Origin of the sequence: Gottfriedia acidiceleris (assembly GCF_050457485.1) — a bacterium.
In the GTDB taxonomy this organism is placed as follows: Bacteria; Bacillota; Bacilli; order Bacillales; family Bacillaceae_G; genus Gottfriedia; species Gottfriedia acidiceleris_D.
The window spans coordinates 97,422-122,665 of record NZ_JBCMJM010000001.1 but is presented as its reverse complement, the minus strand read 5'-3'; the positions used below and the strand labels follow the sequence as shown (position 1 = coordinate 122,665).

Below are 25,244 nucleotides of genomic sequence, written 5' to 3'. Positions count from 1 at the left end.
TTTCAACTATAGACCTATTAACCAAAAAAATCAATGATTTTGAAAGAAATTATTCCTTTAATTTTTATATTTTTATTATTCTGAACAAGTAACGTGTTATTTGTAATGGATATATGATGAATAATTCTCATACATAAAGCCTTTAACCTGCTGTTCTGTATAGTGTTTAAGCAATTCATTTGTTAAATTTTGATAAAGTCCTACGTGATGTAAATTTGTTGGATGCGTATCGATTCCATCAAAATCTGATCCCATCGCGATAAATTTTTCTCCACCTAGAGAGCACATATAATCGATATGTTTAAGAATATCTGAAATATTTGCGACACCTTCATCGACTAAGAAAGTAGGATAGAAATTAATCCCTACTATTGCTTCTCTATTAAACATAGCCTTTAGCTGTTCATCATTTAAATTTCTTGGATGTTTACAAATCGCTTTAGCATTTGAGTGAGTCGCAGTTGGATATTTTGCTTGTTCAAATGCATCCCAAAACGCGGCTTCAGTACAATGAGAAAGATCACACCACATATTATGCTCATTTAAGTAATGAACTACACTTCTTCCAAAATTAGTTAACCCCCCATTCCTTTCTTCAAGAATTCCATCTGCAGCTTCATTTGCATAATTCCACACTAGACCGACACTACGTACGCCTAGACGATGTAATATCTTTAAGCGATTAATATCACCTAAAAGTGCATCACAGCCCTCTAGCGTCAAAATAGCACCCATTTCGTAACTTTTTAATCCAACTTCATCTTCTTTTGTTCGAATAACTTTTATATTATTATTTTCTGTTGCTACTTTTTCATAAAAAAGTGTGACACATTGAAGAGCTGCATCAAATTTGATTAGTTTATGTACATTTTCGGGAATATAAATCGCATAACATTGTATTTTACTATTCCCTTGTTTTAATCGATTAACTGAAACTTGTAGTGAATCATCATTTTCAAAATTGATCGAAGGTTTTTCTAGTAATTTCATCAATACATCACAATGAGCATCAAAAATTTTCATAAATTAACACCCTCTCATTTTTTTGACTATTGAAACTAGTGTAACATATTAATAAATCCAATAATTAAAGTAATAATTATACGCAAAAAAAACTCGTCGACTAAACGAGCTTCAAGTCGGAGCTAAAGTCTTAGCTCCACTTTTTTCATTACAAATTTGCCTAATCTGACTCGCTACCTCTTACTCTTACTTGAATTAAAAATAAAACAACCTGTCGCTTTAGGCTAACAGGTTGTTATTATTAACGAGGCTCTACGATTAATTTTATCGCTGTACGCTCTTCCCCATCGATTTGAATATCTGTAAATGCAGGGATACAAATAAGGTCTACACCACTTGGTGCAACGAATCCTCTTGCAATTGCAACTGCTTTTACAGCTTGGTTTAACGCGCCAGCACCAATTGCTTGAATTTCTGCTGAACCACGCTCTCTCAATACACCTGCAAGTGCTCCTGCTACAGAATTAGGGTTTGACTTTGCTGAAACTTTTAATATTTCCATTCCTGATCCTCCTTGTACTTACAAAGCTATTATTGTGTACAATAAAAACTATTCTCGATAACAAGAAGTTATTCCTGCAAATATTTAAAAGTTTTTTAAAAATTTTCACAATTCTTTTAATTGTTCTTATAGCTCTTGATGATCATCATTTATTTGTATTCTTTTTATTGATTTTGCTAGTCCAGTTTGTTTGTCTAATTCGATGATTACACCACTTAATTGACCTCTACCTTCATCTACCTCGAATCTTACTGGTAAGTTCGTTAAGAATTTTTTAATAACAGCTTCTTTCGTAACGCCTAGAATGCCATCATATGGACCCGTCATTCCAACATCCGTAATAAACGCTGTACCCGCAGGTAAAACTCGCTCATCAGCCGTTTGAACATGAGTATGTGTACCAACAACCGCTGTTACTCTTCCGTCCAAATACCAGCCCATAGCTATTTTTTCACTTGTTGCTTCTGCATGAAAATCAACAAAAATGATGTTTGTTCGTTTTTTAGCAATTTTTATTAGCTCATCAGCTTTTTTAAAAGGACAATCAAGTGGCGGTAAAAATGTTCTACCTTGTAGATTTATAACGGCTATTTCAACATCATTAAAATTTAAAAATACTAATCCATTTCCAGGTGTACCTTCAGGGAAATTAGCTGGTCTAACTAAGTATTTTGCTTGATCAATAAATTCAAAAATATCCTTTTTATCCCATGCATGGTTACCAAGTGTTACTGCTTGAGCACCTAATTCTAAAAATTCGCGGTAAATTTTTTCCGTTATTCCTTTACCATGTGCTGGATTTTCACCATTTATAATCGTTACTGAAGGATTATATTTCCTTTTTAAAGCTTGAATATTAGCCTTTACCATTGCCCTACCATTTGAACCAACTACATCGCCTATAAACATTATTCTCATTTCGTTACATCCTTCCAACTTGCCACTGTTAATTCACAGCACTGATTTTCCTTTTAGATTACCCAAAAATACGAAAAGCCCCTTTACTAGCACAATCTGAATCTTCATCTATGCCATTCAACTAAGATTCATTTCAGATATGTATTAGTTGGAGCTATTTTTAAAAATACTTTATTTTGTTACAAAAAAGAAAATAAAGTGGCATATACCACTTTATTTTGCATACTCGACAGCTCGAGTTTCACGAATAACCGTAACTTTTATATGACCTGGATAATCCAGTTCATCTTCAATACGTTTTCTAATATCTCTCGCTAATCTATGAGCTTGTAAATCATCAATTGTATCAGGTTTTACCATAATGCGTACTTCACGACCTGCTTGAATAGCGAATGATTTTTCTACTCCTTCGTATGATTCAGAAATCTCTTCAAGCTTTTCTAAACGACGGATATAGTTTTCTAATGTTTCGCTACGTGCTCCTGGTCTAGCAGCAGATAGTGCATCTGCAGCAGCTACAAGAACCGCAATAATTGAAGTTGGCGCAGCATCCCCATGATGAGATGCAATACTATTGATAACTACTGGATGTTCTTTATATTTCGTTGCTAATTCGACACCGATTTCAACGTGACTTCCTTCTACCTCATGGTCAATTGCTTTACCAATATCGTGAAGTAAACCTGCACGTTTTGCAAGTTTTGTATCTTCACCAAGTTCAGCAGCCATAAGTCCAGCTAGGTTCGCTACTTCCATCGAATGCTTTAACACATTTTGACCATAACTAGTTCTAAATTTCAGACGACCTAATATTTTAATTAAGTCAGGGTGAATTCCATGAACACCAACTTCAAAAGTAGTTTGTTCACCGACTTCACGTATGTACTCATCTACTTCTCGTCTTGATTTTTCAACCATTTCTTCAATTCGTGCAGGATGGATTCGACCATCTTGTACTAATTTATCTAGTGCAATTCGTGCAGTTTCACGACGAATTGGATCAAAACCTGATAATATTACAGCTTCAGGCGTATCATCAATAATTAAATCTATACCAGTTAACGTTTCTAAAGTACGTATATTTCGTCCTTCACGGCCAATAATACGACCTTTCATTTCATCATTTGGAAGATTTACAACTGAAACAGTTGTTTCAGCAACATGATCTGCAGCACATCGCTGGATTGCTAATGATAAAATATCTTTTGCTTTCTTATCTGCTTCTTCTTTTGCTCGAGCTTCTGTTTCTTTTACTAGTATTGCTGTTTCATGGGATAATTCATTTTCGACTTTAGTAAGTATTAATTGTCTTGCTTCTTCACGATTTAAGCTAGATATTCTCTCTAACTCTTCTTGTTGAGCAGCAATTAACGCTTCTATCTTGCTTTCCATTTCTTCTATCTGCTGTTGTTTTAAAACAAGAGATTCCTCTTTTCTTTCAAGAACAGACTCACGTTTTGAAAGTCCTTCATCTTTACGATCTAAGTTCTCTTCTTTTTGCATTAAACGATTTTCTGACTTTTGTAGTTCACTACGACGGTCTCGAATTTCGTTCTCTGCATCTGTACGAATATTGAAAATTTCGTCCTTTGCTTCCAATAAAGCTTCTTTTTTAATTGTTTCTGAATCACGTTTTGCATCTTCAATAATTTGATTTGCATGATTAGTTGCGCCATTTATTTTAGCTTCTGCAATGGACTTACGGACAAAAAATCCGACAGCATAACCGACTCCGAATGTGGCAAGCAATGCGAAGATGATCAAAATTATAGTATTTGCACCCATGATTTCACCTCCTCTTGCTATTTAGTTAGTTTCATTTTTGTCGGCTGTTATATTGTATAAATAATTGCATCAACATACAGCACACTTCAATTCAATTTTTCACAGAATAGTAATATTTTTTTAGAATATACACTTAAATATTAAATCTCTTACCAAATGATGTCAAGCCTTGTAAATCGCTTACTTACTTGATTTATCAATATTTATTACATTTTTACTAGATTTCATACATGAGAATCTAAATTTTATTCATTAATTTTTTTTTAAGATCAGATTAATAAGTTAATTGATCGAATTTTTCATTTATAAATTACTACTTATAAATATAAAAGAAAATAGATATTGTCTGTTTTTTTGATAAGCCCTAATCATAAAAGTATGCTTTATTCTAATGTAGGACACCTACTTACCATGATTGACTTGATTTGCCTCTTCATGGTCATTCAAATAAGCTCTCACTTCGCATTTCCTATAGGGGCGGTGAATCCTTTTTTTTGAATCAACTTTTTCATATTCATAAAATTATTTTCTGTATTTCATAAAAATCAAAGAAATATGAAATTATAAATATAAAAAAATGCAGACACTTTTAATAAGCGCCCGCATTTTTTCTGTCGTTTTAAACTAACTTTTGATTACTCATTTAATAAAGAGAATTGTTCTTCGTCGTCTGTTTCTGTTACAGTAACAGGGTTATCTAAACCATGGTGAATACGGATCGATTGTTTAATCGTATCACGTATTTCTTTATTTTCTTTTAAGAATTGCTTAGCATTCTCACGGCCTTGTCCAAGACGCTCTTCATTGTAAGAATACCATGCTCCACTCTTAAGAACGATATCTAAATCAGCTCCAATATCAAGAATTTCTCCTTCTTTAGAAATACCTTCTCCATACATAATGTCTACTTCTGCTTGTCTAAATGGTGGTGCTACTTTATTTTTAACTACTTTAATCTTTGTTTTGTTACCCACAATATCATTACCTTGTTTTAATTGTTCAGCACGACGTACTTCTAAACGAATTGTAGAATAGAATTTTAACGCACGTCCACCTGGAGTCGTCTCAGGATTACCAAACATAACTCCAACTTTTTCACGAATTTGGTTAATGAAGAATGCGATCGTTTTTGACTTGTTAATTGCACCTGAAAGTTTACGTAATGCTTGCGACATTAATCGTGCTTGTAGACCTACGTGAGCATCACCCATCTCACCTTCAATTTCAGCTTTTGGAACTAATGCAGCTACTGAGTCAATTACGATAATATCAATTGCACCACTACGTACTAATGCTTCAGCGATTTCAAGTGCTTGCTCACCTGTATCTGGTTGAGATAATAATAACTCATCAATGTTTACACCTAATTTTTGAGCATAAACCGGATCTAATGCATGCTCAGCATCTATAAACGCCGCTTGTCCTCCATTTGCTTGAACTTCAGCGATTGCATGTAATGCTACAGTTGTTTTACCTGAACTCTCAGGACCATATACTTCGATAATTCGTCCTCTTGGATATCCACCTACACCTAATGCAACATCTAGTGCTAACGATCCACTAGAAATAGTTGAAATTTGGCGTTCAGTTTGTTCTCCAAGTTTCATAATTGAACCTTTACCGAATTGTTTTTCGATTTGTTTTAAAGCCATATCTAATGCAGCTTGACGATCACTCATTTAGATTCCTCCTTCAGGATTCATTTATCTCTTAACTATATAATAACTGTTTTTTGTTCGTTTGCCAACAAAAAAATAGAACGTTTATTCGATATTTTTCGTATTTAAACTTGTTTTTTAAAGAATAGAAACGCTTGTTTCGTATTTTTCGGTCTATAAAACTAGATTTTTATTAATATCGAAACTATAAAATTAAAAAACTCGGCTAAATTAACCGAGCTTTTTTATTATAAAATATTCTATTTCATTTTATAAGTCTTGACTTTCAAAACTAGAATTAATTAATTTAATCAACAAGTTCGCACCATTTTTGACACTTGATAATCTTATTTGTTCTCTAGTGCCACTGAATTGAAACTCTTTTACAATTGAATCAGAATCACCAATTTTAATAGCGATAAATACTTTTCCTACTGGTACATCTTCTAATGTAGATGGTCCTGCTTCACCAGTAAAGCTAATTGAAATATTACTTCCTGTTAATCTTTGAATATTTTCAACTAGTGATTTTGCACACTCTGCACTTACTGCTCCATTTTTATTAAGAATGTCTGATGGTACATTTAAAAGGTTTTGTTTCATTTCATTAGAATAACAAACAATACTACCTTTAAAAATGGACGAGTTCCCAGGAATATCTGTCACTCTTTTACTGAATAGACCTCCAGTTAAACTTTCAGCAGCAGAAATAGTCAGTTTAAAATCTTTTAACTTTCTTGATAAAACTGTAAACAAGTTTTCATTATTTGTACCATATATAAACTGCCCAACACGCTCGCGTATTTTTTCTTCAGCTTGTCCTATTAGTTTTTCTGCCTCTTGTTCATTACTAGCACTTGCAGTAACTCGAAGCATTACTTCTCCCTCACTCGCTAAAGGAGCAATTGTTGGATTTGATTGATTTTCAAGTAAATCAAGAATTTCAGTTTCTAAAATCGATTCCCCGATACCAAAAAACTTAAGCTCTTTTGAAATAATCGTACTTGCTTCCTTACCTTTTAAAAAATAAGGAATTAGTTCTTTCTCCACCATCGGAATCATTTCTTTAGGTGGTCCTGGTAATAATACAAATTGTTTATTTTTCGCTTCATAAACCATTCCAGGTGCCATACCGTTTTTATTCAATAAAACATGTGCGTTATTAATGACTAATGCTTGTTTTTTATTATTTTCAGTCATTGGTCGGTTTACTTTAATAAAATATTGTTCAATATACTCTAGTGATTGATCATGGTAAACAAGTGACTCTAGAACAAATTCTGCGACAACTTCTTTCGTTAAATCATCCTTTGTTGGTCCAAGTCCACCTGTTAAGATGATTAAATCACTTCTTGATGAAGCAATTTCTAATGCACTTTTAAGTCGTTCGGAATTGTCTCCTACAACTGTTTGGAAATGATGGTGATATCCTAATGCAGATAAATGTTTAGCTAAAAATTGAGCATTTGTATTTGCAATTTGGCCTAAAAGTAGCTCAGTACCTACTGCGATGATTTCAGCACGTTTCATATCACATTTCCCCCTATGTTATTAATTACATTGATTTAAGAAGAACATCTCTATTTTTATAAAAATAATCCCAACCAGAATATACTGTAAAGAATAATGCGACCCAAAGTGATACATCCGCAATCGAAAATGGTAAGAAATTCAATGGGAAGTCATGTAAGAAATAAGCAGAAATTGCAACTATTTGAGCCCAAGTCTTAATTTTACCTAGCATTGCAGCAGCATGAACTTCTCCAGAGCCAGCTAAAATCATTCGCAAACCGGTTACAGCAAACTCTCTACTTATTATGACAATCGTAATCCACGCAGGAACATAATGAAAATCAGTTAAGATAATTAATGCTGAAGAAACAAGTAATTTATCAGCAAGTGGATCTAAAAACTTACCAAAATTAGTAACTAGATTATATTTTCTTGCGTAATAACCATCTATAAAATCAGTAACTGAGGCAATAATAAAAATTGCAGCTCCTACTAAATGATTAATTGGTATAGAATCACCCATTAATGTAACTTTTCCCCATCCAAAATCGATTAAAACGGCAATCATAAATAATGGAATTAGACAAACCCTTGACACTGTGATCTTATTTGGTAAATTCATGGTAAAACCCTCCAAAACTTTCTAAAAATGAAGCATTTATAATAAATGAATAAAAGCCATCTTAAAGATGACTATTGATTCATTTTTAAATTTTTAATCGTAATCTTTTGGTGAACAGCATTTGTTGGACTAACTGGATATTTAAATACCTCATCGTTAATTCGTAGCTCAACATTATTAGAAGCACCAATATTTACAGTTACTTCATTTTCATCTGTTAAGTCGTAGTTTTGAGTTTGTCCTCGTTTTAAAATTCCGGAATAGAACATTTTTCCATCAGTATTTTTTAAATCTACATAACTTTCACCATTTGCAACTACTTCTAATTTAAATACATCCGTACCAGATAAAGAAATTGTAGTTCGTTTACCCGCTGCAGAGTCAACAGTAATTTTTTGTGCTGGCGTTTGCTCAGTCACATCATTTTTCGGTTTCTCTGTTTTTTTCGTATTATTAGCTTTAGCCTGATCTAGCGCATTATTTTTTGGTTTTTCAATTTCAGAATTAGAGTTAGATTGAGATTGATTCGTATCTGCAGATTTTTCATCATTTTTTGATGGGAACATCATATAAATAGCGATGCAGATTCCAATGATAAGAATCGCTACTAGTATCCTTGGTAAATAATCCATTATTCGTGATGACTTAACATTGCTTAATGGTTCTTTAAGCTTAGATGATCTACTAGGGATTTCTTCATGCTTTACTTCTTCTACTGTATTTGCCACAGTTGATTCCTCTACCACTGGCTTTTCAGTTAGAAATCCAGAAACGTCAACACCAATTGTTTCTGCATATTGTCTAATAAATGCACGAACATAAAATTGCCCTGGCAATATTTCATAATTACCTTCTTCGATTGCTTCAAGATAACGTTTCTGAATCTTCGTTAACTCTTGTACATCGTCAATTGATAAACCTTTCGCTTCTCTTGCTTCTCGTAAATATTTTCCTAATTCTGTCACAAGTTACACCCCAACTAACTTTAAAAATCAAACATCGAGAACGAGTTGTGTCCATTTTTATCCATTTGGTCTACAAGTTCATATTTAATTTCTTCATTTTCATCATTTCTTAATTCAATTATGTAATCAAAATCTTCTAAAGAGTATTCAGTTTGCTGTACAAATACATCAGGATGCTCTACTACTTTCACAGAAGACATTGCCATAATTTCGCGAACCAATTGCCAATGTTGCTCATTTGCTCTCCTATGAGAAAGAATGCCATCAATAATAAATACATTATCTGAATTATATTCGTCTTCTATTAATTGACTTCTTAATGTTTGTTTAATTAATGTTGATGAAACAAATAACCAGCGTTTATTTGCACATACACTTGCTGCTACAACTGATTCAGTTTTACCAACACGAGGCATCCCTCTAATTCCGATTAGCTTATGACCTGGCATTTTAAATAACTCTGCCATAAAATCAACAAGCATACCTAAATCATCACGGACAAAACGAAAAGTCTTTTTATCATCTACGTCTCGTTGAATATAAGTACCATGTCTTACAGCTAAACGATCTCTTAGAGTCGGCTTTCTAAGTTTAATTATTGTTATATTGTCCATAGTATTTAAAATTGATTCAAATCTAGTAATTTGATCATCGTTATCGCAACCAAGTAACATGCCGCGTTTCATTGTGTCGACACCATTGATTGTTAAAATATTAATCCCTAGCATACCGATTAGCGATGCAATATCTCCAAGTAGTCCAGGGCGATTCTTATGTATTTCATACTCAAAATACCATTCGATTAACTCCATACCTATACCCCCTATTTGTTAACTACTTAACTCTCCATTTAATAATAAACGATTTCGCCATAATATAAAAGGTAAAATATGTGAAATAAATAACTTTCGACCGGAAATTTTGCTATGAAGTATGCCAACCGCCGTTTACTCCTAGAATTTGGCCAGTTATATAAGAAGATTGTTCGGAAATTAGGTAATTTACAGTATTCGCAATTTCACTTGGAAGAGCTAAACGATTCATTGGAATTTCATTTGCAATTTCTTTTAATTCATCTTCACTAAAGGTATTTAACATATTCGTTTTTACGGCACCTGGAGCAACAGCATTTACTTTTATTCCACTTGGCCCTAATTCCTTAGCTAATGCCATTACATAGGCGTTTTGAGCACCTTTTGTAGTTGAATATAATACTTCACATGAAGCACCAATTTGTCCCCATATAGACGAAATAACAACGATACTGCCAGATTTTTTAGCCACCATATTAGGAAGAAAATGATTGACTACCTTAATCAAACTTTTAATATGTAATTGAGTCATTCGATCGATTTCTTCATCACTTACATCGTTAATCAAACCAAGGATTGAAAAACCAGATGCATACACAATTGAATCAATTTTATCATTTATTTGTGATGTTAAAATTTTAACTCCATTTTCAACTGATAAGTCCGCTTGAACGAATTGGCAACTTACTTCAATCTCATTAGCCAATTCGATCAGCTCATTAAGTGGCTCTTTCTTACTATTATAATGGACAACTAAATCATATTTTTCATTGATTAATTTTTTCGATATTGCTAAGCCGATGTCACCACTAGCTCCAATTACTAGAATTCTTTTTCTCATTTATTATAATCTCCATTTATTCGAGGTTTTAATGCAGGGTTAAAGAGTATTAAGAAATATAAAAGGAAGCGAGGAAGCTCTCTTAAAAATTTTTATTAATAAATAGTACACTTAGATTCTTTATAAACCCTTAAATTTTTAAAATTTCAAAAAGCATCCCAAAAAGGATGCTTTTAATTCATTTAATGAGGAAGAACAAAAAATTCACTCATAAAGTCTTCATTTATTAGATGACTAGCACTTTCTTTTAGATCCTCTACAGAAATAGATTGTAACACAGATACAATGTCAAATAAATGCATATCTAAGAACGCATATCGTGTAAATTGGTTAGCAATATATTCTGGAGAATTTAATGAGCGTAAGAATCCGCCAATTTTCTTTTTAACAACGCGATCGACAATTTCTTTTTCCCATTGATGATTTTTTGAGTCTAATAATACTTCTTTTATTTTTTTAGAAAGCTTTTCAGGTGAAGTAGAATCTCCCCCTATAATCGCAAAAGCAAAACCATTTTCTGCAGAGTAATCATATGAAAACGTATCATCGATTAAGCCATCTTCATACATTTGTTGATACGTATTTGAACCTTTACCAAATAAATAATCAAGTAATATTGAAATTGATAATTCATGCTTTAATAATTCGCTTCCACCTTTAGGTGCAGAAAAGTCTTTCACGCCTACGAGTACTTTCGATGATTGGACATTCATATGTAACACTTTTTTCTTTTCTGCAGATTCAGGAGTTTCTTCAGGGAAAAATCTTTTGATTTCATTTGCATCTTTGAAAGTTTTTTTGCTTTGGTTTTCTCTAATTAAATTCATTGTTTTATCAGGGTCTACTGGACCTACAACAAAAAACAACATATTACTTGGGTGATAAAAAGTTTCGTAACAAGTATAAAGTAATTCTTTTGTAATTTTTGAAATTGATTCAACCGTACCAGCAATATCTGTTCTAACAGGATGTTTACCATATAAATTTGCAATCATCCCAAAATATTGTCTCCAATCAGGATTATCTTCGTACATTTTAATTTCTTGACCAATGATCCCTTTTTCCTTTTCAACACTTTGATCGGAAAAATACGGATCTTGAACAAAATCAATTAGAGTCATTAAATTTTGTTCTACATTATTCGTTGCTGAAAATAAATAAGCAGTTCTTGTAAAACTTGTAAACGCATTAGAAGAGGCTCCTTGTTTACTAAAAACCTGGAATACATCCCCATCTTTCTTTTCAAACAATTTGTGCTCTAAAAAATGAGCAATCCCATCTGGTACAACTAATTTTTCATCTTTTCCTAAAGGAATAAATTCAGAATCAATCGAACCGTATTTAGTTGTAAAGGTCGCATATGTTTTGTTATAGCCTTGTTTAGGAAGAATATATACTTTTAATCCGTCTTCAAGCTCCTCGAAATAAAGCGTTTCATTCAATTGTTCAAAATACTTTTTTTCCATTATGCTCCCTCCTGACCTTTTAAGAAATAAGTTGTGTGAAGTTTAATTTTATTAGCTACAGCTATAATTTCATCTTTAGTAACTTTTTCGATTTCAGGGAACCAGTCCTCGATCGGACGTTCATTTCCTGCAGCTTGGTCATTGAATAATGTTTCAATGATTCCATAAGCAGTGTCCATACTTTCTAATAGACTGTTTTTAATCACTAATTTTGTTTGATCAATTTCTTCTTCAGTGAAATTTCCCTTTTTCATCTCTTCAAGTTGTTCAGCGATAATTGTTGTTGCTTTTTCAAAATTTTCACTTGCTATACCAGACATGACCATTAAAATTGATTTATGACTTTCAAAACGAGAAGCAGCATAGTATGCTAAGCTATTTTTTTCTCGAACATTAATAAATAATTTTGAATGAGAGAATCCACCAAAAAGTCCATTAAATACTTGAAGTGCAAAGTAATCTGGATCTTTAATCGAGACCCCAGTAGTATAACCGATGTGTAGTTTTGCCTGATTTAGTTTTTGCTCTTCAATTACTTCATTAGGAGAATCGACTGGCGTTGCTTTTGTTGTATCAACTGTTAATTTTCTACTAGTGGTGTTTCTAAAATTCTCTTCCACTAATTGTTTACATTGATCAAATGCAACATCACCAACTATATAAAGATCAATTAAATCTTGTTGCAAAGCTTTTTCATAGTACTTATATAGTGACTCAGCTGTTATTGAATTGACATCTTCTGTTTTTCCATTTGCAAGTAACGAATAAGGTTCATCCTTAAACATTTCTTCCACTAGTCGTTGATTTGCATATTTCAATTTATCATCATTAATAGACTGAATTCGTTGTACTTGTGTTCGTTTTTGAGTTTCAACATGCTTTGCTGAAAATACCCCATTTTCTAAAAATGGATTTTGCCAAATAGAAGCAATAAGTAAGAGTGCTTCATTTAATAATGAACCTTGATTTGAAAGGTATTTTTCATTTGCAATGTCAATTGTAAATGACATAACATGATAATCACCTTTTTTTGATACGTCTACAAAGAAGGTCGCCCCATATAATTCTTCTAATTTTCTTCGAATTTCACCATTAGTAGGAAGATCTTTTGTTCCACTTTGCAATACATACGGTAAAATTCCGCGATATGATACTGTATCTTCTTCAAGTTTTCCACGTACTTTTAATGTAATCGAGTTTGTTTTAAATTTTTCAGTTGTTACCACATGTAGTTTAATACCGTTAATATCACTATTTTTGTACTGTAACAAATTCAAATTGAACCCTCCTTAGTCAAATACTATTTACTCATATTTATTTCCATTATCTTCATTGTATCTCTAATTTTACCAAAAATAAAACCTACTGCTTAGTTTACCCAAAATAATTAATTCAAATATAAATGTAAAATCTTAAAACCAATAATTTATAAACATTTTCTTTTTTTCAATAAAACGATTAAGTCTCCATCTCTTGATAACTTTTTTCCTCAAATAACTGATTGAAGAATAGCTCAAGTAATCAATTTTGAAAAACACGAGTTATAATTTAACTTCCATGTAAACGTTGATGGATGATCAACCACAGCAAACTTTCATAACAACGATATATTTCCTAATTAATTGACAACATCCTTTAAACAGAATAAAAAAAGCTTCCTAATTAAATAGGAAGCTTCAAAACTTTTATTTATCGTTTACCTTTTTCATATGCAACACCAACTGATTTTGGTGCTTGAGATGATTTTGAGAAAATTACTAATGCGATTAAAGTTACTACGTATGGGAATAACTTTAGTGCTAATGGTGGGATATGAGCTAAACTTGGAATAACTTGCGATACATTGGCAATTGTTGTAGCTACACCAAAGAATAATGTCGCTGCTAAAATTCCAAGTGGTTTCCATTGTCCAAAAATTAATGCAGCAATTGCTAAGAAACCAAGACCTGCAACACTACCTGTAAATTCGCCAGAGTATGTTACTAAAATAATTGCTCCACCTAATCCAGAAAATGCACCAGAAATAATAACGCCAAGGTAACGGATACGGTATACGTTAATACCTGCTGCATCAGCTGCTTGAGGGTATTCACCACATGCACGTAGACGTAAGCCTAAACGAGTTTTATAAAGTATAAATGTACTAATGATTAGAATACCGATTACTAACCATGTTGTAGAATAAGTGTTTTTAAAGAATAAATCTCCGAGAATTGGAATGTCTTTTAAGACTGGGATATCAGTACGTGTAATACCGTTAATACTGATGTTCCCTGATCCAGTAATATTTCTTGCTAAGAAGATTGTTAAAGCACCTGCAATCATATTAATCGCGATACCACTAATTACTTGATCTGCGTGTAAATTTATACTTGCAAACGCATGTAGTAAAGAAAATAAAGCACCTGTAAGAACTGCAACAAGAATTCCTACCCAGATTACCCAAACTTCACCTTGATGAGTTTCTTGAAGTTTTGAAATTGTTAAGGCACTAGCGAAACCACCAACAACCATTAGACCTTCTAAACCAATATTTACGACACCGCTTCGCTCAGAAAATAAACCACCTAATGCTACGATTAATAATGGAATCGTATAGGCAATTGCATATGGGAAAATTTGTATAATTAAATCCATGCCTTATTTCACCTTCTCTCCTACATTGCTGTTTTTGTACTTACGTGATTTGGATACTCGATCTATAACTTTCTTAATTAAAATACTAGTTGCAGAGAAATAAATAATGATTGCAATGATAACATCAGCAATATCTGGTGGAATTGAAGTCATTGCACTCATAAAACCTTTACCAGAATATAATAGTCCAAAGAAAATAGCTGAGAAAAATACGCCAACTGGTGTATTCATTCCTAAAAGTGCCACGGCAATTCCGTCGAATCCTTCGGTAGGTAAAACACCTATTTGAATTAGTGATGCATTACCAGCGAATTGAACAACACCTGCTAACCCTGCAAGTCCACCTGAAATCATCATTGATAAAATAACATTTCTATTTACTGAAATACCAGCGTATTCAGCAGCACTACGGTTGTATCCTACAGCTTTTAATTCATACCCTAATACTGTACGATTTATAATAAATGAAACAACGATTACCATAATAACGGCGATAAATAAACCGAAGTTAATATATGATCCACCAAATAAATTTGATAAAAATGGCATTTTTAATGTTGCAGCATCTGCAAGCATTTTTGACTCTGTTTCCGTACTACCTTTAAAATATTGTGGTACTAAATAATAAACAGTCCAGTATGCAATCCAGTTCATCATAATCGTAGAAACTACTTCGTGAACATTAAACTTAGCTTTTAGTAGTCCTGGAATAAATGCCCAAGCTGCACCTGCAATAAAAGCTACAATTACCATAATCGGAACTAAGATAAGAGTAGGTAAATCGACAGTTAAACCAATTGCTGAAGCACAAAATCCTGCGAAAAGCATTTGGCCAGCTGCACCAATGTTAAATAAACCTGTTCTGAATGCAAATGCAACAGAAAGTCCTGTTAAAATTAACGGAGTAGCAGTAGCTAATGTATTACCAATACGCTCCGGATCTTTTAATCCACCTTGGAATAAATAAGTAAAACCTTCTACTGGATCATTACCTGTTACTAAAATTAATAATGCTCCAGCTAGTAAACCTAAAACTACGGCAATTAAAGAAATGATTCCTCCCTTTTTCATGCCCCTTCACCTCTCCTTATACCAGCCATCATTAATCCTAATTCATCTTCATTTGTGTCTTTGGCATTAACGATATCAACGATTTCACCAGCATTTACGATCGCAATGCGGTCAGATAAATTAAGAACTTCATCTAGCTCTAACGAGATCAGTAGTACAGCTTTTCCACTATCTCTTTGCTCTATTAATCTCTTATGAATATACTCAATCGACCCAACGTCTAATCCACGCGTTGGCTGACATGCAATTAATAACTCAGGCTTAAGTTCGATTTCACGACCAATGATTGCTTTTTGTTGGTTTCCTCCAGACATTGATTCAACGACTGTTTTAGCACCTTCACCAGAGCGTACATCGAATTCTTCAATGATTTTCTTTGCATGTTTAGCAATCGCAGCTTTATCTAAAACTCCATATTTAGAGAATGGTTCTTGATTATAAATCTCTAGAACAACGTTTTCTTCAATTGTATATTCAAGAACAAGCCCTCTTTTTTGACGATCCTCTGGAATATGTGCAATCCCGCTTCTAATTCGCTCACGTATACTGTGTTTTGTAATATCTTGATTTTTTAATAAAATAGAACCCTCTTCAATCGGTCTTAACCCTGTAATTGCTTCAACTAGTTCAGATTGTCCATTTCCTTCAACTCCGGCAATCCCAACGATTTCACCTGCTCGAACTTGAAGCGTAGCATTTTTTAAACCTAAAACTTTTTTATTATTTTTGACACTTAAATTATTTACATCTAGTACTACTTCACCAGGTTTTGATTCTACTTTATCTACCTTGAAAGACACCTGACGTCCGACCATCATAGATGCCATTTCAGATTCAGATGTTTGTTTTACATCAACTGTACCAATGTATTTTCCGTGACGAATAACTGTACATTGATCTGCAACAGCTTTAATTTCTTTTAATTTATGTGTAATGATAATGATTGACTTGCCTTCATTAATCAAGTTTTTAATAATCTTCATTAAATCTTGTATCTCTTGTGGAGTAAGTACTGCTGTTGGCTCATCTAGGATTAATACTTCAGCATTACGGTATAAAGTTTTTAAAATTTCGACTCTTTGTTGCATCCCTACTGTAATATCTTCAATCTTTGCATATGGATCTACATTTAAGCCGTAAGTTTTAGAAAGTTCTTCAATACGTTTTGCTGCAGTCTTGATATCTACTACTAGCCCCTTTTTAGGTTCAAGACCAAGAATAATATTTTCTGTTACTGTAAAATTTGAAACTAATTTAAAATGTTGGTGAACCATTCCGATTCCTAGTTCATTTGCAACATTTGGATTTGAAATTTTAACTTCTTTACCTTTTATTTTTATAATCCCTTTTTCGGGAGTGTACATTCCAAAAAGGACGGACATTAAAGTTGATTTCCCTGCTCCGTTTTCACCTAATAAAGCATGAACTTCCCCTTTTCTTAATCGTAGTGTAATATTATCATTCGCTATAATGCCAGGAAACTCTTTTGTTATATTTAGCATCTCCACTACATATTCCATAATTTTCCTCCTTGATATTACGAAGTCATTTTTTATTTTTAAAGTTTTACTTGATTTCGAAATATTTTTCTATATTTTTTATTTAAGGAGGGCTTAACTCTCTCTCCCGATCGTCATGCCCTAATCAATTGGAAGCTTTACCAATATAAGTGCTTGCAATTGATTAAAGCATGAAAAGCCAAAATCATTTTTAGGGTAGAAGAAGCATATAAAAGGGTCTCCTTTCCTATGCTTCTTCTATCATTTATTAATTAGAAATATAATTACTTAATTAAATTTCCTCTTTCACTTGCTACTACAATTTCACCAGACTTAATTTTGTTAAATACATCATTAACTTTTGTTAAAGTATCAGAACTTAAGTTTGGATTTTCTTTTGGTAAACCAATTCCATCATTTTTTGCATCGTAAGTTAAAGTTTGTCCACCAGGGAATTTTTTATCTTTTTCAGCTTTAACCATATCAGAAGCTGCTTTTGCAACACCTTTCATAGCTGAAGTTAAGATTACTGATTTGTTATCTTTATAAACACCATCAGCGTACTGATCTACGTCAACACCAACAACCCAAACTTCTTTACCACTAGCTACTCTGTTTTTAGCTTCAGTAATAGCACCTTGTCCTACTCCACCTGCTGCAGTGAAGATCGCTTTAACGCCGCGGTCATACATTTGAGCTGCAATTTGTTGACCTGCTGCTTTGTCTGTAAAGCTTCCAGAATAAACTACGTTATTAGCTTTTAAATTAATGCTTGTTCCAAGTTTTTCGTTTGCATATTTAATACCTTGTTGGAATCCCCAGTTATACTTTTGAACTGCTGGAATTTCCATACCACCGATAAATCCAACATCACCAGTTTTTAATTGAACTGCTGTTGCAATACCAGCTAGGTAGCCAGCTTCATGTTCTGCGAAGAAAATTGAAACTGTGTTATCTTTTACATTTGGAGTAAAATCTTTAGCTGTGTGTGGAGTACCATCGATAATTACAAATTTGTCATCTTTATATTTATCTTGCGCTTTATTAATTGCTGTTTCAAATTTATAACCAGGAGTTATGATAAATTGAAACCCTGCATCATTTAAGTTACCGATTTCTTTTAAGTAATCTGCTTCAGTTTCACCTGCAGGTTTTAAGTATTTTGTATCTTGCTTAAGATTGAAACCTAAATCTTTAGCTCCAGCTTGGATCCCTTCCCAAGTACCTTGGTTAAATGACTTATCATCAATAGTTCCAGAGTCCGTTACCATCCCTACTTTAAATGCGCCTTTTGCGTCTTTTGTATCTCCACCTTTACCACAAGCACCTAAAATTGTACCTGCTGCTAAGGCCATTGAAAGAACAAGACCAGCTTTTTTCATCTTCATAAAAATTTTGCCCCCTTAAATTTTTATTTACATTTGTACTAGCTTGGTTTATAATCGTTATCTTAACGATCCACCTCCCTAATAATTTAATGAAATTTCAGTAAACAATAGTTGAAAACCAGCCAAAACTTATTTTTCGTAAATATTAATTTGGCTATACAATTTAATTTCTTTTTCTTAAAACATTAAAGCTGAACTGATCCGCTCTGAAGTAATTATAAGAATGTAAAACTGCACGGTTTAAATCGTCAAAATGTAACTGTTCGATTAATAATAATGAAACATCTGGTTCACACTGTAATAAAGGAGAAACTTTATCGTGATAACCGATTGGTTCTATTCTTGCACTTGAATATTCGATATTTCGACCAGTTTCTTTTTTGATGAATGAAAAGAACGAATGATCTTCATATGACGGAACCTGTTTAAAATAATTAGTAGGTAATTTATCAATGCAATAAACTACAGGTTCACCATTTGCTGTTCGAATTCTTTCTACTACGTGCATACGATCATCTTCTGTGATTGTGAAGCTTTTTAAATCTTCTTTCGTAGGAACTAATAGTTTAGAAGATAGAAAGATTGTACCAGGCTCTTTACCTGCATCAATAATCATTTCTGAGACACTACTTAATTGTTCGATGCCTGTCCTAAAAATTGGTTTCGGTTTCACAAATGTCCCGACACCGTGTCTTCTTACTAAGATATTTTCTTCTTCTAAAACTCTTAATGCTTCTCTTAATGTTGCTCTTGATACTCCAAATATTTTAGATAACTCATACTCTGATGGTAACTTATGATGTGGCAAGTAAATACCATTCTCAATATCTTGTTTTATTCGATCCATCACTTGGAGATAAAGTAATCTGGTGTCTGTTTTAATCTTCATTTCCCATCCCCCAAACTTCGGATTTCAGACATCAGTTGTTAGACATCTGTCGTATAATCCTTCTTTACTATACTGTTATTTTTTACTCATTTCAACACTTTTTTGTAAACGCTTTATTTTTTATTACGTTAATGAATCATTTGATCATATTTAACATAAAAAAACTCTTATAATCTACTGTTCCACTTAGTGAAAAAGCTAGATTATAAGAGTTTTTGATTTTGTAAATATAAATCATTTCTCCATAATAATGCTTTTTCCCCATAGTATTGCAAATATTGGTTGCAATGTAGAAACTTCCGACCCATTATGTCGATATTATATGAGGACTATCAATTTATCTGAAGAAATAATATCATTCTATGTCTAAAAATGTCAATAATGTTTCGACAATTTTTTCTTTTTGTTAAGACAAGGCTTGCTCATCTTCTACTGGTTTACTAATTAATACTTCCCTAGGTTTACTACCTTCATACGGACCAACTATACCATTATCTTCCATCGCGTCAATTAATCTGGCAGCTCTTGTATAACCAATTCTAAATCTTCTTTGTAGTAGAGATACCGAGGCTGATTGCATATTTGTTACTAACTCAACAGCTTCATTATAAAGGTCATCGTTCACTTCGGATTTTCCATCTTTTTCCTCTTTTACCATCATTTCTTCTTGGTATTGAGCCTTTTGTTGAGAGATTGAAAACTCGACTACTCTTTCAACTTCGTCATCAGATAAAAATGCTCCTTGTACTCGGATTGGTTTGGATGCACCGATTGGTTGATATAACATATCTCCTCTTCCTAATAGTTTTTCTGCTCCACCAGTATCAAGAATTGTACGAGAATCTGTTTGAGAAGATACACTAAAAGCAATTCGAGAAGGTATATTTGCTTTAATGACACCCGTGATAACATCAACGGACGGTCGTTGTGTAGCAATAATTAGGTGAATACCCGCTGCACGAGCCATTTGAGCTAATCTAGTAATTGAATCTTCCACATCACTCGAAGCTACCATCATTAAGTCAGCTAACTCATCAACAATCACGACGATAAATGGTAATAAAGGTTGTTTCGAATCAGTCATCGTATTATTTTGTTTAGTTAATTCGTTATAACCTTCGATATTTCTAGTACCTGAATGAGAAAAAAGCTCATATCTTCTTTCCATTTCACTAACAACTTTTCGTAACGCTTGTGAAGCCTTTTTAGGGTTTGTTACAACTGGAGTTAGCAAATGAGGAATACCATTATAAACATTCAATTCAACCATCTTCGGATCGATTAGCATTAGCTTTACTTCAGATGGTTTTGCATTCATTAGGATACTAACAATGATTCCATTTATACATACACTTTTTCCACTACCTGTCGCCCCAGCTACTAGTAAATGCGGCATTTTATTAAGCTCAGCAAATACAGCATCACCAGCAATATCTTTTCCTAATGATACAGCTAATGGATTTTGTAATTTCGGATTTTTTGCTTCGAGTACTTCTCTAAGTAATACAGTCGTTATATTCGTATTAGGCACTTCAATTCCTACAGCAGATTTACCCGGAATCGGAGCTTCAATTCGAATGTCTTTGGCTGCAAGTGCAAGTGCTAAATCATCACTAAGATTTACAATACGACTAACTTTTACCCCTGCTTCTGGGTATACTTCATATTTTGTTACCGCTGGTCCATGATGCACTTTTGTTACTGTAGCCTTTACACCAAAACTTTGAAATGTTCTTTCAAGCTTGTCCGCATTTTCCTTTAGTTTGGATTCATTTTCACGTTTTTTAGCACCCTTTGGATAGGCCAATAAATCCATTGATGGCAATACATAATCTACTTTATCATCCATTCCTACTTCTGCAACTGGCAATTCGATTGACTGATCGTCTTCCTCTGCAAAATGAGCCTGGATTTGGTTTGAATTATTTGCGATGATCAATTCTGGTTCCTTAGGTGGCTGATATGTAGGAGAATATTCGATTTGAATTTCTTTTTTCGGCTCGATGATTTCATCTTCATATGAATTTTTAACTTGGTAATTTAAACTTTTACCAATAGACACTTCTTCTTCATTATCATTGTCTTCATATGAATCTTTCCTTGCTTTTCTCTTTTGCTTAGCCTCAGCTCTTCTACTAGTAGTTTTTTGTTCACGACCACGTTTCCAGAAATTAGTAAAATCCTTCCAGCTATCTGAAATTAAATTTCTTACTTTTGGCATTATATATTGATATATATATCCACCAAGTGGCTTACCAGTAATAAATAAAACTCCTGCAACAATTGCAATGATCCCGAATAGAATCGCACCGGTTCGATCAAATAAGAAATATAAAACTGCAAAAAGTATCGCTCCAATCATACCTCCACCAAGATCCACCGTACTAATTTTTCCTTTGGCTTCAATTAAAAATAAATCTAGCGTACTTTTTATGACAGATTGATCATGAAATTGATTATTTTTTGCTAATAAATCAAATAGAGTAACATGACTAAACATCAATATACTAAAGAAGATTAACAATCCACCAATCGTAATACTCGAAACAAATGGAGGTCTTTTTCGATAAATTATGCTATATGCAGATAAACCGATTATAAAAAGAAAGCTAAGCATGTACCATTCCCCAAAGAAGAATCTCAAGAATAATACAAAGGCTTTACCTACAATACCAAGTTTTAAAATTGTTACGATTGATAGTGCTAAAAATATTAATCCACTAATTTCATACCATATTGAACCATTGCCACTTACTGATTTTCGAGCTTTTGACTTTTGCTGCTTCTGCTTTGCCATGTAATTCACCCCCATCAAAATTTGCAGATTCGCCAAAGAAAGCAGCCTTTTGGCTGCTTTCTTAAATTGAATTTATTATAACATATCAGAACATATGTTTACCATGTATTGTTAATAATTACCTCAAGTTGGAAGAACTAAAATTCTTTGACCAGGTGTATATTGCATATAATGCTGCGGATCGGTACTAACAATTCTTTTAATTTCAAAAGCTGTACCCCCAACACTGTCAACCAACATTGGAATACCATTGTATTCCAAAAACTGCTGCGATGTGTATTCTTGTTGATCAACAGGAAAAATCGATTCAATTGGCATAATTGTATAAAGAATCAAAATTCATTCTCCTCTTTATTAGACTTTTCTTTTCGTTCGTCAATCAATTCCTGCAATTTACTTAGTGCTTGCCCAATCCCACCTACATCATCAATTAGTCCATATTTTACTGCATCTCCACCGACTACATTTGAGCCGATATCTCTTGTTAAATTACCTTTTGTAAACATTAATTCCTTGAAACGTTCTTCCGTAATATTTGAATGCTTCGTAACAAAACGAGTTACCCTTTCTTGCATTTTATCAAGATATTCAAACGTTGCAGGTACACCAATCACTAAACCAGTTAGTCGAATTGGATGGATCGTCATTGTTGCCGTTTCAGCAATAAATGAAAAGTCAGTACTTACTGCAATCGGTACTCCGATACTATGTCCTCCGCCTAAAACGATTGATACAGTAGGTTTCGTTAATGTAGCAATCATTTCTGATATCGCAAGGCCAGCTTCCACATCTCCACCAACAGTATTTAGAACAATTAATAATCCTTCAATCTTAGGATTTTGTTCAATTGCAACTAATTGCGGAATTAAATGTTCATATTTAGTTGTCTTATTTTGAGGTGGTAATGCCACATGCCCTTCAATTTGTCCAATGATCGTTAGACAATGGATTTTTGAATCATTGCTTGCTGGAACATTTGTTTGTCCTAATTGCTGAATTTTTTCAACAATGCTCATATCCTTTTGATCATTTGGCTTTGGAGGTGCATCTTCGTTTGGAATAGGTGTTTCATTATTTGAATTTGTCAAAACGGTTCCCCCTATCATTTTTCATACAAGTTAGTATGTGAAAATAATAAGGAAATCATACCCATCTTGAATAAAGAAGTACCTCGCTATTTAAAATTATACTTCCATTAATATTGGAAGAATCATTGGTCTTCTTTTTGTTTCTTCATATAAGTAAGCGCTTAATCCATCTCTTATTGAATTTTTTAATAATGTCCATTCAATTTGATCGTTCTGTAACATTTTTTCTGTAATGTCTTTTACAATTTCAGTTGATCTAGTTATTAATTTCTCGGACTCACGAACATATACAAAGCCACGAGTTATAATTTCTGGACCAGATATGATTGCTTTCTTTTGCTTGTTAAACGTTACCACAACGATTAGTATTCCATCTTGAGAAAGTAGCTTACGATCACGTAATACAATATTTCCAACATCACCGACGCCAATTCCGTCAATTAAAACATTGCCAACTTCGATTTTTTCAGTACGAGAAGCTTGACCATTTTTAAACGAAACGATGTCCCCTTTTTCAATAATAAAAATATCTTCTTTTGCCATACCTACTTCTTCTGCAATATGTGAATGTGCTTTTTGCATTCGATATTCACCATGAACTGGTATGAAATATTTTGGCTTCATTAATTCAAGCATTAATTTTAATTCTTCTTCATAGCCATGCCCAGATACGTGTACCTTCTTATAACCATAAATAACATTTGCGCCAGCTCTAAATAATAGATTAACAGAAGAAGAAACTAACATTTCATTTCCTGGAATAGGTGTTGACGCCATAAGTACAGTATCACCTTTTCGGATTGAAACTTGTTTATGCGTACCTTTAGCAATTTTTGAAAGGGCTGCCATCGGTTCTCCTTGAGTACCTGTTGTAAGGATGACAATATCTATTTCTTTATAATTATCTGTATCCACAACTGAAATCATTAAATCATCAGGAATCGATAAATAAGCTAATTCCTTCGCTATTTCAATCGATTTCATCATACTACTTCCGACTACTGCTAGTTTTCTACCAGAAGCTACACTTGCATCAATAACCTGTTGGATCCGATATATATTTGAAGAAAAGCAAGCTACTAAAACTCTTCCTTTTGCATTCATTATTTCTTTTTTAATTTCTTCCGATACTTTCTTCTCAGAACCCGAAAATCCTTGTCTTTCTGCGTTTGTGCTATCAGATAGCAAACATAACACACCTTTATCTCCTATTAATGCTAGTTTACCTAAATCAGCACCTGGATAAGGACTTTTCGATTGATCAAATTTGAAGTCTCCAGTAAAAACGACAGCACCTTGTGGTGTATTTACACAAAATCCAAATGAATCTGGAATACTGTGAGTAGTCCTAAAAAAACTAATTGAACTATTTTCAAATGTTAATAAAGTAGTTTCGTCATATAGTTCAAATTGCTCAAGGTTTTTAATACCCTTTTCACTTAATTTTTCTCTTATATATAAATAAGCTAATTTATTCGTATAAAACTTTACTTGTGGAAGTTTATTCATAATATATGGAATCGCACCAATATGATCTTCATGTCCATGTGTTATAAAAACACCTACTACTTTATGTGCGTTTTTCTCTAAATAACTTACATCTGGTATGACATGATCTATTCCGTACATTTCTTGGTCAGGAAATTTCAAACCTGCATCTAACACGTAAATCAAATCACCAACTTCGACTATATACATGTTTTTTCCGATTTCTCCTACCCCACCAAGGGCAAAAACTTTTACTTGTTCTTTCATTTCCTTCACCACAACC

At 33.1% G+C, this 25,244-nt stretch carries 21 protein-coding genes and 1 riboswitch; all 21 genes read right to left on the bottom strand.

Going from position 1 to position 25,244, the window contains the following annotated elements; genetic code table 11:
* Positions 1-96: 96 nt before the first annotated feature.
* Positions 97-1,023, bottom strand: coding sequence for a dipeptidase (locus ABEY15_RS00545; protein ID WP_429887743.1), 927 nt, complete (start codon positions 1,021-1,023; stop codon positions 97-99).
* Between the two features lie 241 nt (positions 1,024-1,264).
* The gene (gene spoVS / locus ABEY15_RS00540) at positions 1,265-1,525 is read right to left on the bottom strand and encodes a stage V sporulation protein SpoVS (protein WP_044893696.1); all 261 of its coding nucleotides are present in this window, start codon (positions 1,523-1,525) and stop codon (positions 1,265-1,267) included.
* Positions 1,526-1,651: 126 nt separating this feature from the next.
* The gene (locus ABEY15_RS00535; RefSeq protein ID WP_429887742.1) at positions 1,652-2,443 is read right to left on the bottom strand and encodes a TIGR00282 family metallophosphoesterase; all 792 of its coding nucleotides are present in this window, start codon (positions 2,441-2,443) and stop codon (positions 1,652-1,654) included.
* A 213-nt stretch (positions 2,444-2,656) separates the two neighbouring features.
* Positions 2,657-4,228, bottom strand: coding sequence for a ribonuclease Y (gene rny / locus ABEY15_RS00530; RefSeq protein ID WP_429887741.1), 1,572 nt, complete (start codon positions 4,226-4,228; stop codon positions 2,657-2,659).
* 635 nt (positions 4,229-4,863) lie between these two features.
* A complete protein-coding gene (gene recA, locus ABEY15_RS00525) occupies positions 4,864-5,907 on the bottom strand; it encodes a recombinase RecA (RefSeq protein WP_429887740.1) in 1,044 nt (347 codons plus the stop codon).
* A gap of 249 nt (positions 5,908-6,156) precedes the next feature.
* The gene (locus ABEY15_RS00520; protein ID WP_429887739.1) at positions 6,157-7,416 is read right to left on the bottom strand and encodes a competence/damage-inducible protein A; all 1,260 of its coding nucleotides are present in this window, start codon (positions 7,414-7,416) and stop codon (positions 6,157-6,159) included.
* Between the two features lie 25 nt (positions 7,417-7,441).
* A complete protein-coding gene (pgsA, locus tag ABEY15_RS00515; protein WP_429887738.1) occupies positions 7,442-8,020 on the bottom strand; it encodes a CDP-diacylglycerol--glycerol-3-phosphate 3-phosphatidyltransferase in 579 nt (192 codons plus the stop codon).
* 71 nt (positions 8,021-8,091) lie between these two features.
* Positions 8,092-8,985, bottom strand: a complete 894-nt coding sequence (locus tag ABEY15_RS00510) for a helix-turn-helix domain-containing protein (RefSeq protein WP_429887736.1) — start codon at positions 8,983-8,985, stop codon at positions 8,092-8,094.
* A 20-nt stretch (positions 8,986-9,005) separates the two neighbouring features.
* Positions 9,006-9,797 (bottom strand): DUF3388 domain-containing protein, encoded by a 792-nt coding sequence (locus ABEY15_RS00505; protein WP_097975425.1) that lies wholly within the window; start codon positions 9,795-9,797, stop codon positions 9,006-9,008.
* A 112-nt stretch (positions 9,798-9,909) separates the two neighbouring features.
* Entirely contained in the window at positions 9,910-10,638 is a 729-nt protein-coding gene (gene ymfI / locus ABEY15_RS00500) for an elongation factor P 5-aminopentanone reductase (protein WP_429887735.1), read from the bottom strand.
* Positions 10,639-10,820: 182 nt separating this feature from the next.
* Positions 10,821-12,104, bottom strand: a complete 1,284-nt coding sequence (yfmH, locus tag ABEY15_RS00495; protein ID WP_429887734.1) for an EF-P 5-aminopentanol modification-associated protein YfmH — start codon at positions 12,102-12,104, stop codon at positions 10,821-10,823.
* The gene (yfmF, locus tag ABEY15_RS00490; RefSeq protein ID WP_429887733.1) at positions 12,104-13,381 is read right to left on the bottom strand and encodes an EF-P 5-aminopentanol modification-associated protein YfmF; all 1,278 of its coding nucleotides are present in this window, start codon (positions 13,379-13,381) and stop codon (positions 12,104-12,106) included. The genes yfmH and yfmF overlap by 1 nt, the downstream gene beginning before the upstream one ends.
* 412 nt (positions 13,382-13,793) lie before the next feature.
* Positions 13,794-14,741 (bottom strand): ABC transporter permease, encoded by a 948-nt coding sequence (locus ABEY15_RS00485; RefSeq protein ID WP_098234044.1) that lies wholly within the window; start codon positions 14,739-14,741, stop codon positions 13,794-13,796.
* A gap of 3 nt (positions 14,742-14,744) precedes the next feature.
* Positions 14,745-15,812 (bottom strand): ABC transporter permease, encoded by a 1,068-nt coding sequence (locus ABEY15_RS00480; protein ID WP_429887732.1) that lies wholly within the window; start codon positions 15,810-15,812, stop codon positions 14,745-14,747.
* Positions 15,809-17,332: an ABC transporter ATP-binding protein gene (locus ABEY15_RS00475; RefSeq protein WP_429887731.1), complete on the bottom strand. Its 1,524-nt coding sequence runs from the start codon at positions 17,330-17,332 to the stop codon at positions 15,809-15,811. Before ABEY15_RS00475 ends, ABEY15_RS00480 begins: the two co-directional genes overlap by 4 nt.
* A 263-nt stretch (positions 17,333-17,595) precedes the next feature.
* Entirely contained in the window at positions 17,596-18,693 is a 1,098-nt protein-coding gene (locus ABEY15_RS00470; protein ID WP_429888219.1) for a BMP family lipoprotein, read from the bottom strand.
* Between the two features lie 169 nt (positions 18,694-18,862).
* Complete coding sequence (locus tag ABEY15_RS00465) at positions 18,863-19,588, bottom strand: GntR family transcriptional regulator (protein ID WP_387361634.1); 726 nt, start codon at positions 19,586-19,588, stop codon at positions 18,863-18,865.
* Positions 19,589-19,832: 244 nt separating this feature from the next.
* Positions 19,833-19,934, bottom strand: a riboswitch (purine riboswitch).
* 60 nt (positions 19,935-19,994) lie between these two features.
* Positions 19,995-22,385, bottom strand: coding sequence for a DNA translocase FtsK (locus ABEY15_RS00460; RefSeq protein WP_429887730.1), 2,391 nt, complete (start codon positions 22,383-22,385; stop codon positions 19,995-19,997).
* 123 nt (positions 22,386-22,508) lie between these two features.
* Positions 22,509-22,721, bottom strand: a complete 213-nt coding sequence (locus tag ABEY15_RS00455; RefSeq protein ID WP_429887728.1) for a YlzJ-like family protein — start codon at positions 22,719-22,721, stop codon at positions 22,509-22,511.
* On the bottom strand, positions 22,718-23,401 hold the full coding sequence (locus ABEY15_RS00450; protein ID WP_429888217.1) for a ClpP family protease: 684 nt from the start codon (positions 23,399-23,401) through the stop codon (positions 22,718-22,720). The genes ABEY15_RS00455 and ABEY15_RS00450 overlap by 4 nt, the downstream gene beginning before the upstream one ends.
* Before the next feature lie 168 nt (positions 23,402-23,569).
* Positions 23,570-25,240: a ribonuclease J gene (locus ABEY15_RS00445; RefSeq protein ID WP_429887727.1), complete on the bottom strand. Its 1,671-nt coding sequence runs from the start codon at positions 25,238-25,240 to the stop codon at positions 23,570-23,572.
* Positions 25,241-25,244: the final 4 nt, after the last annotated feature.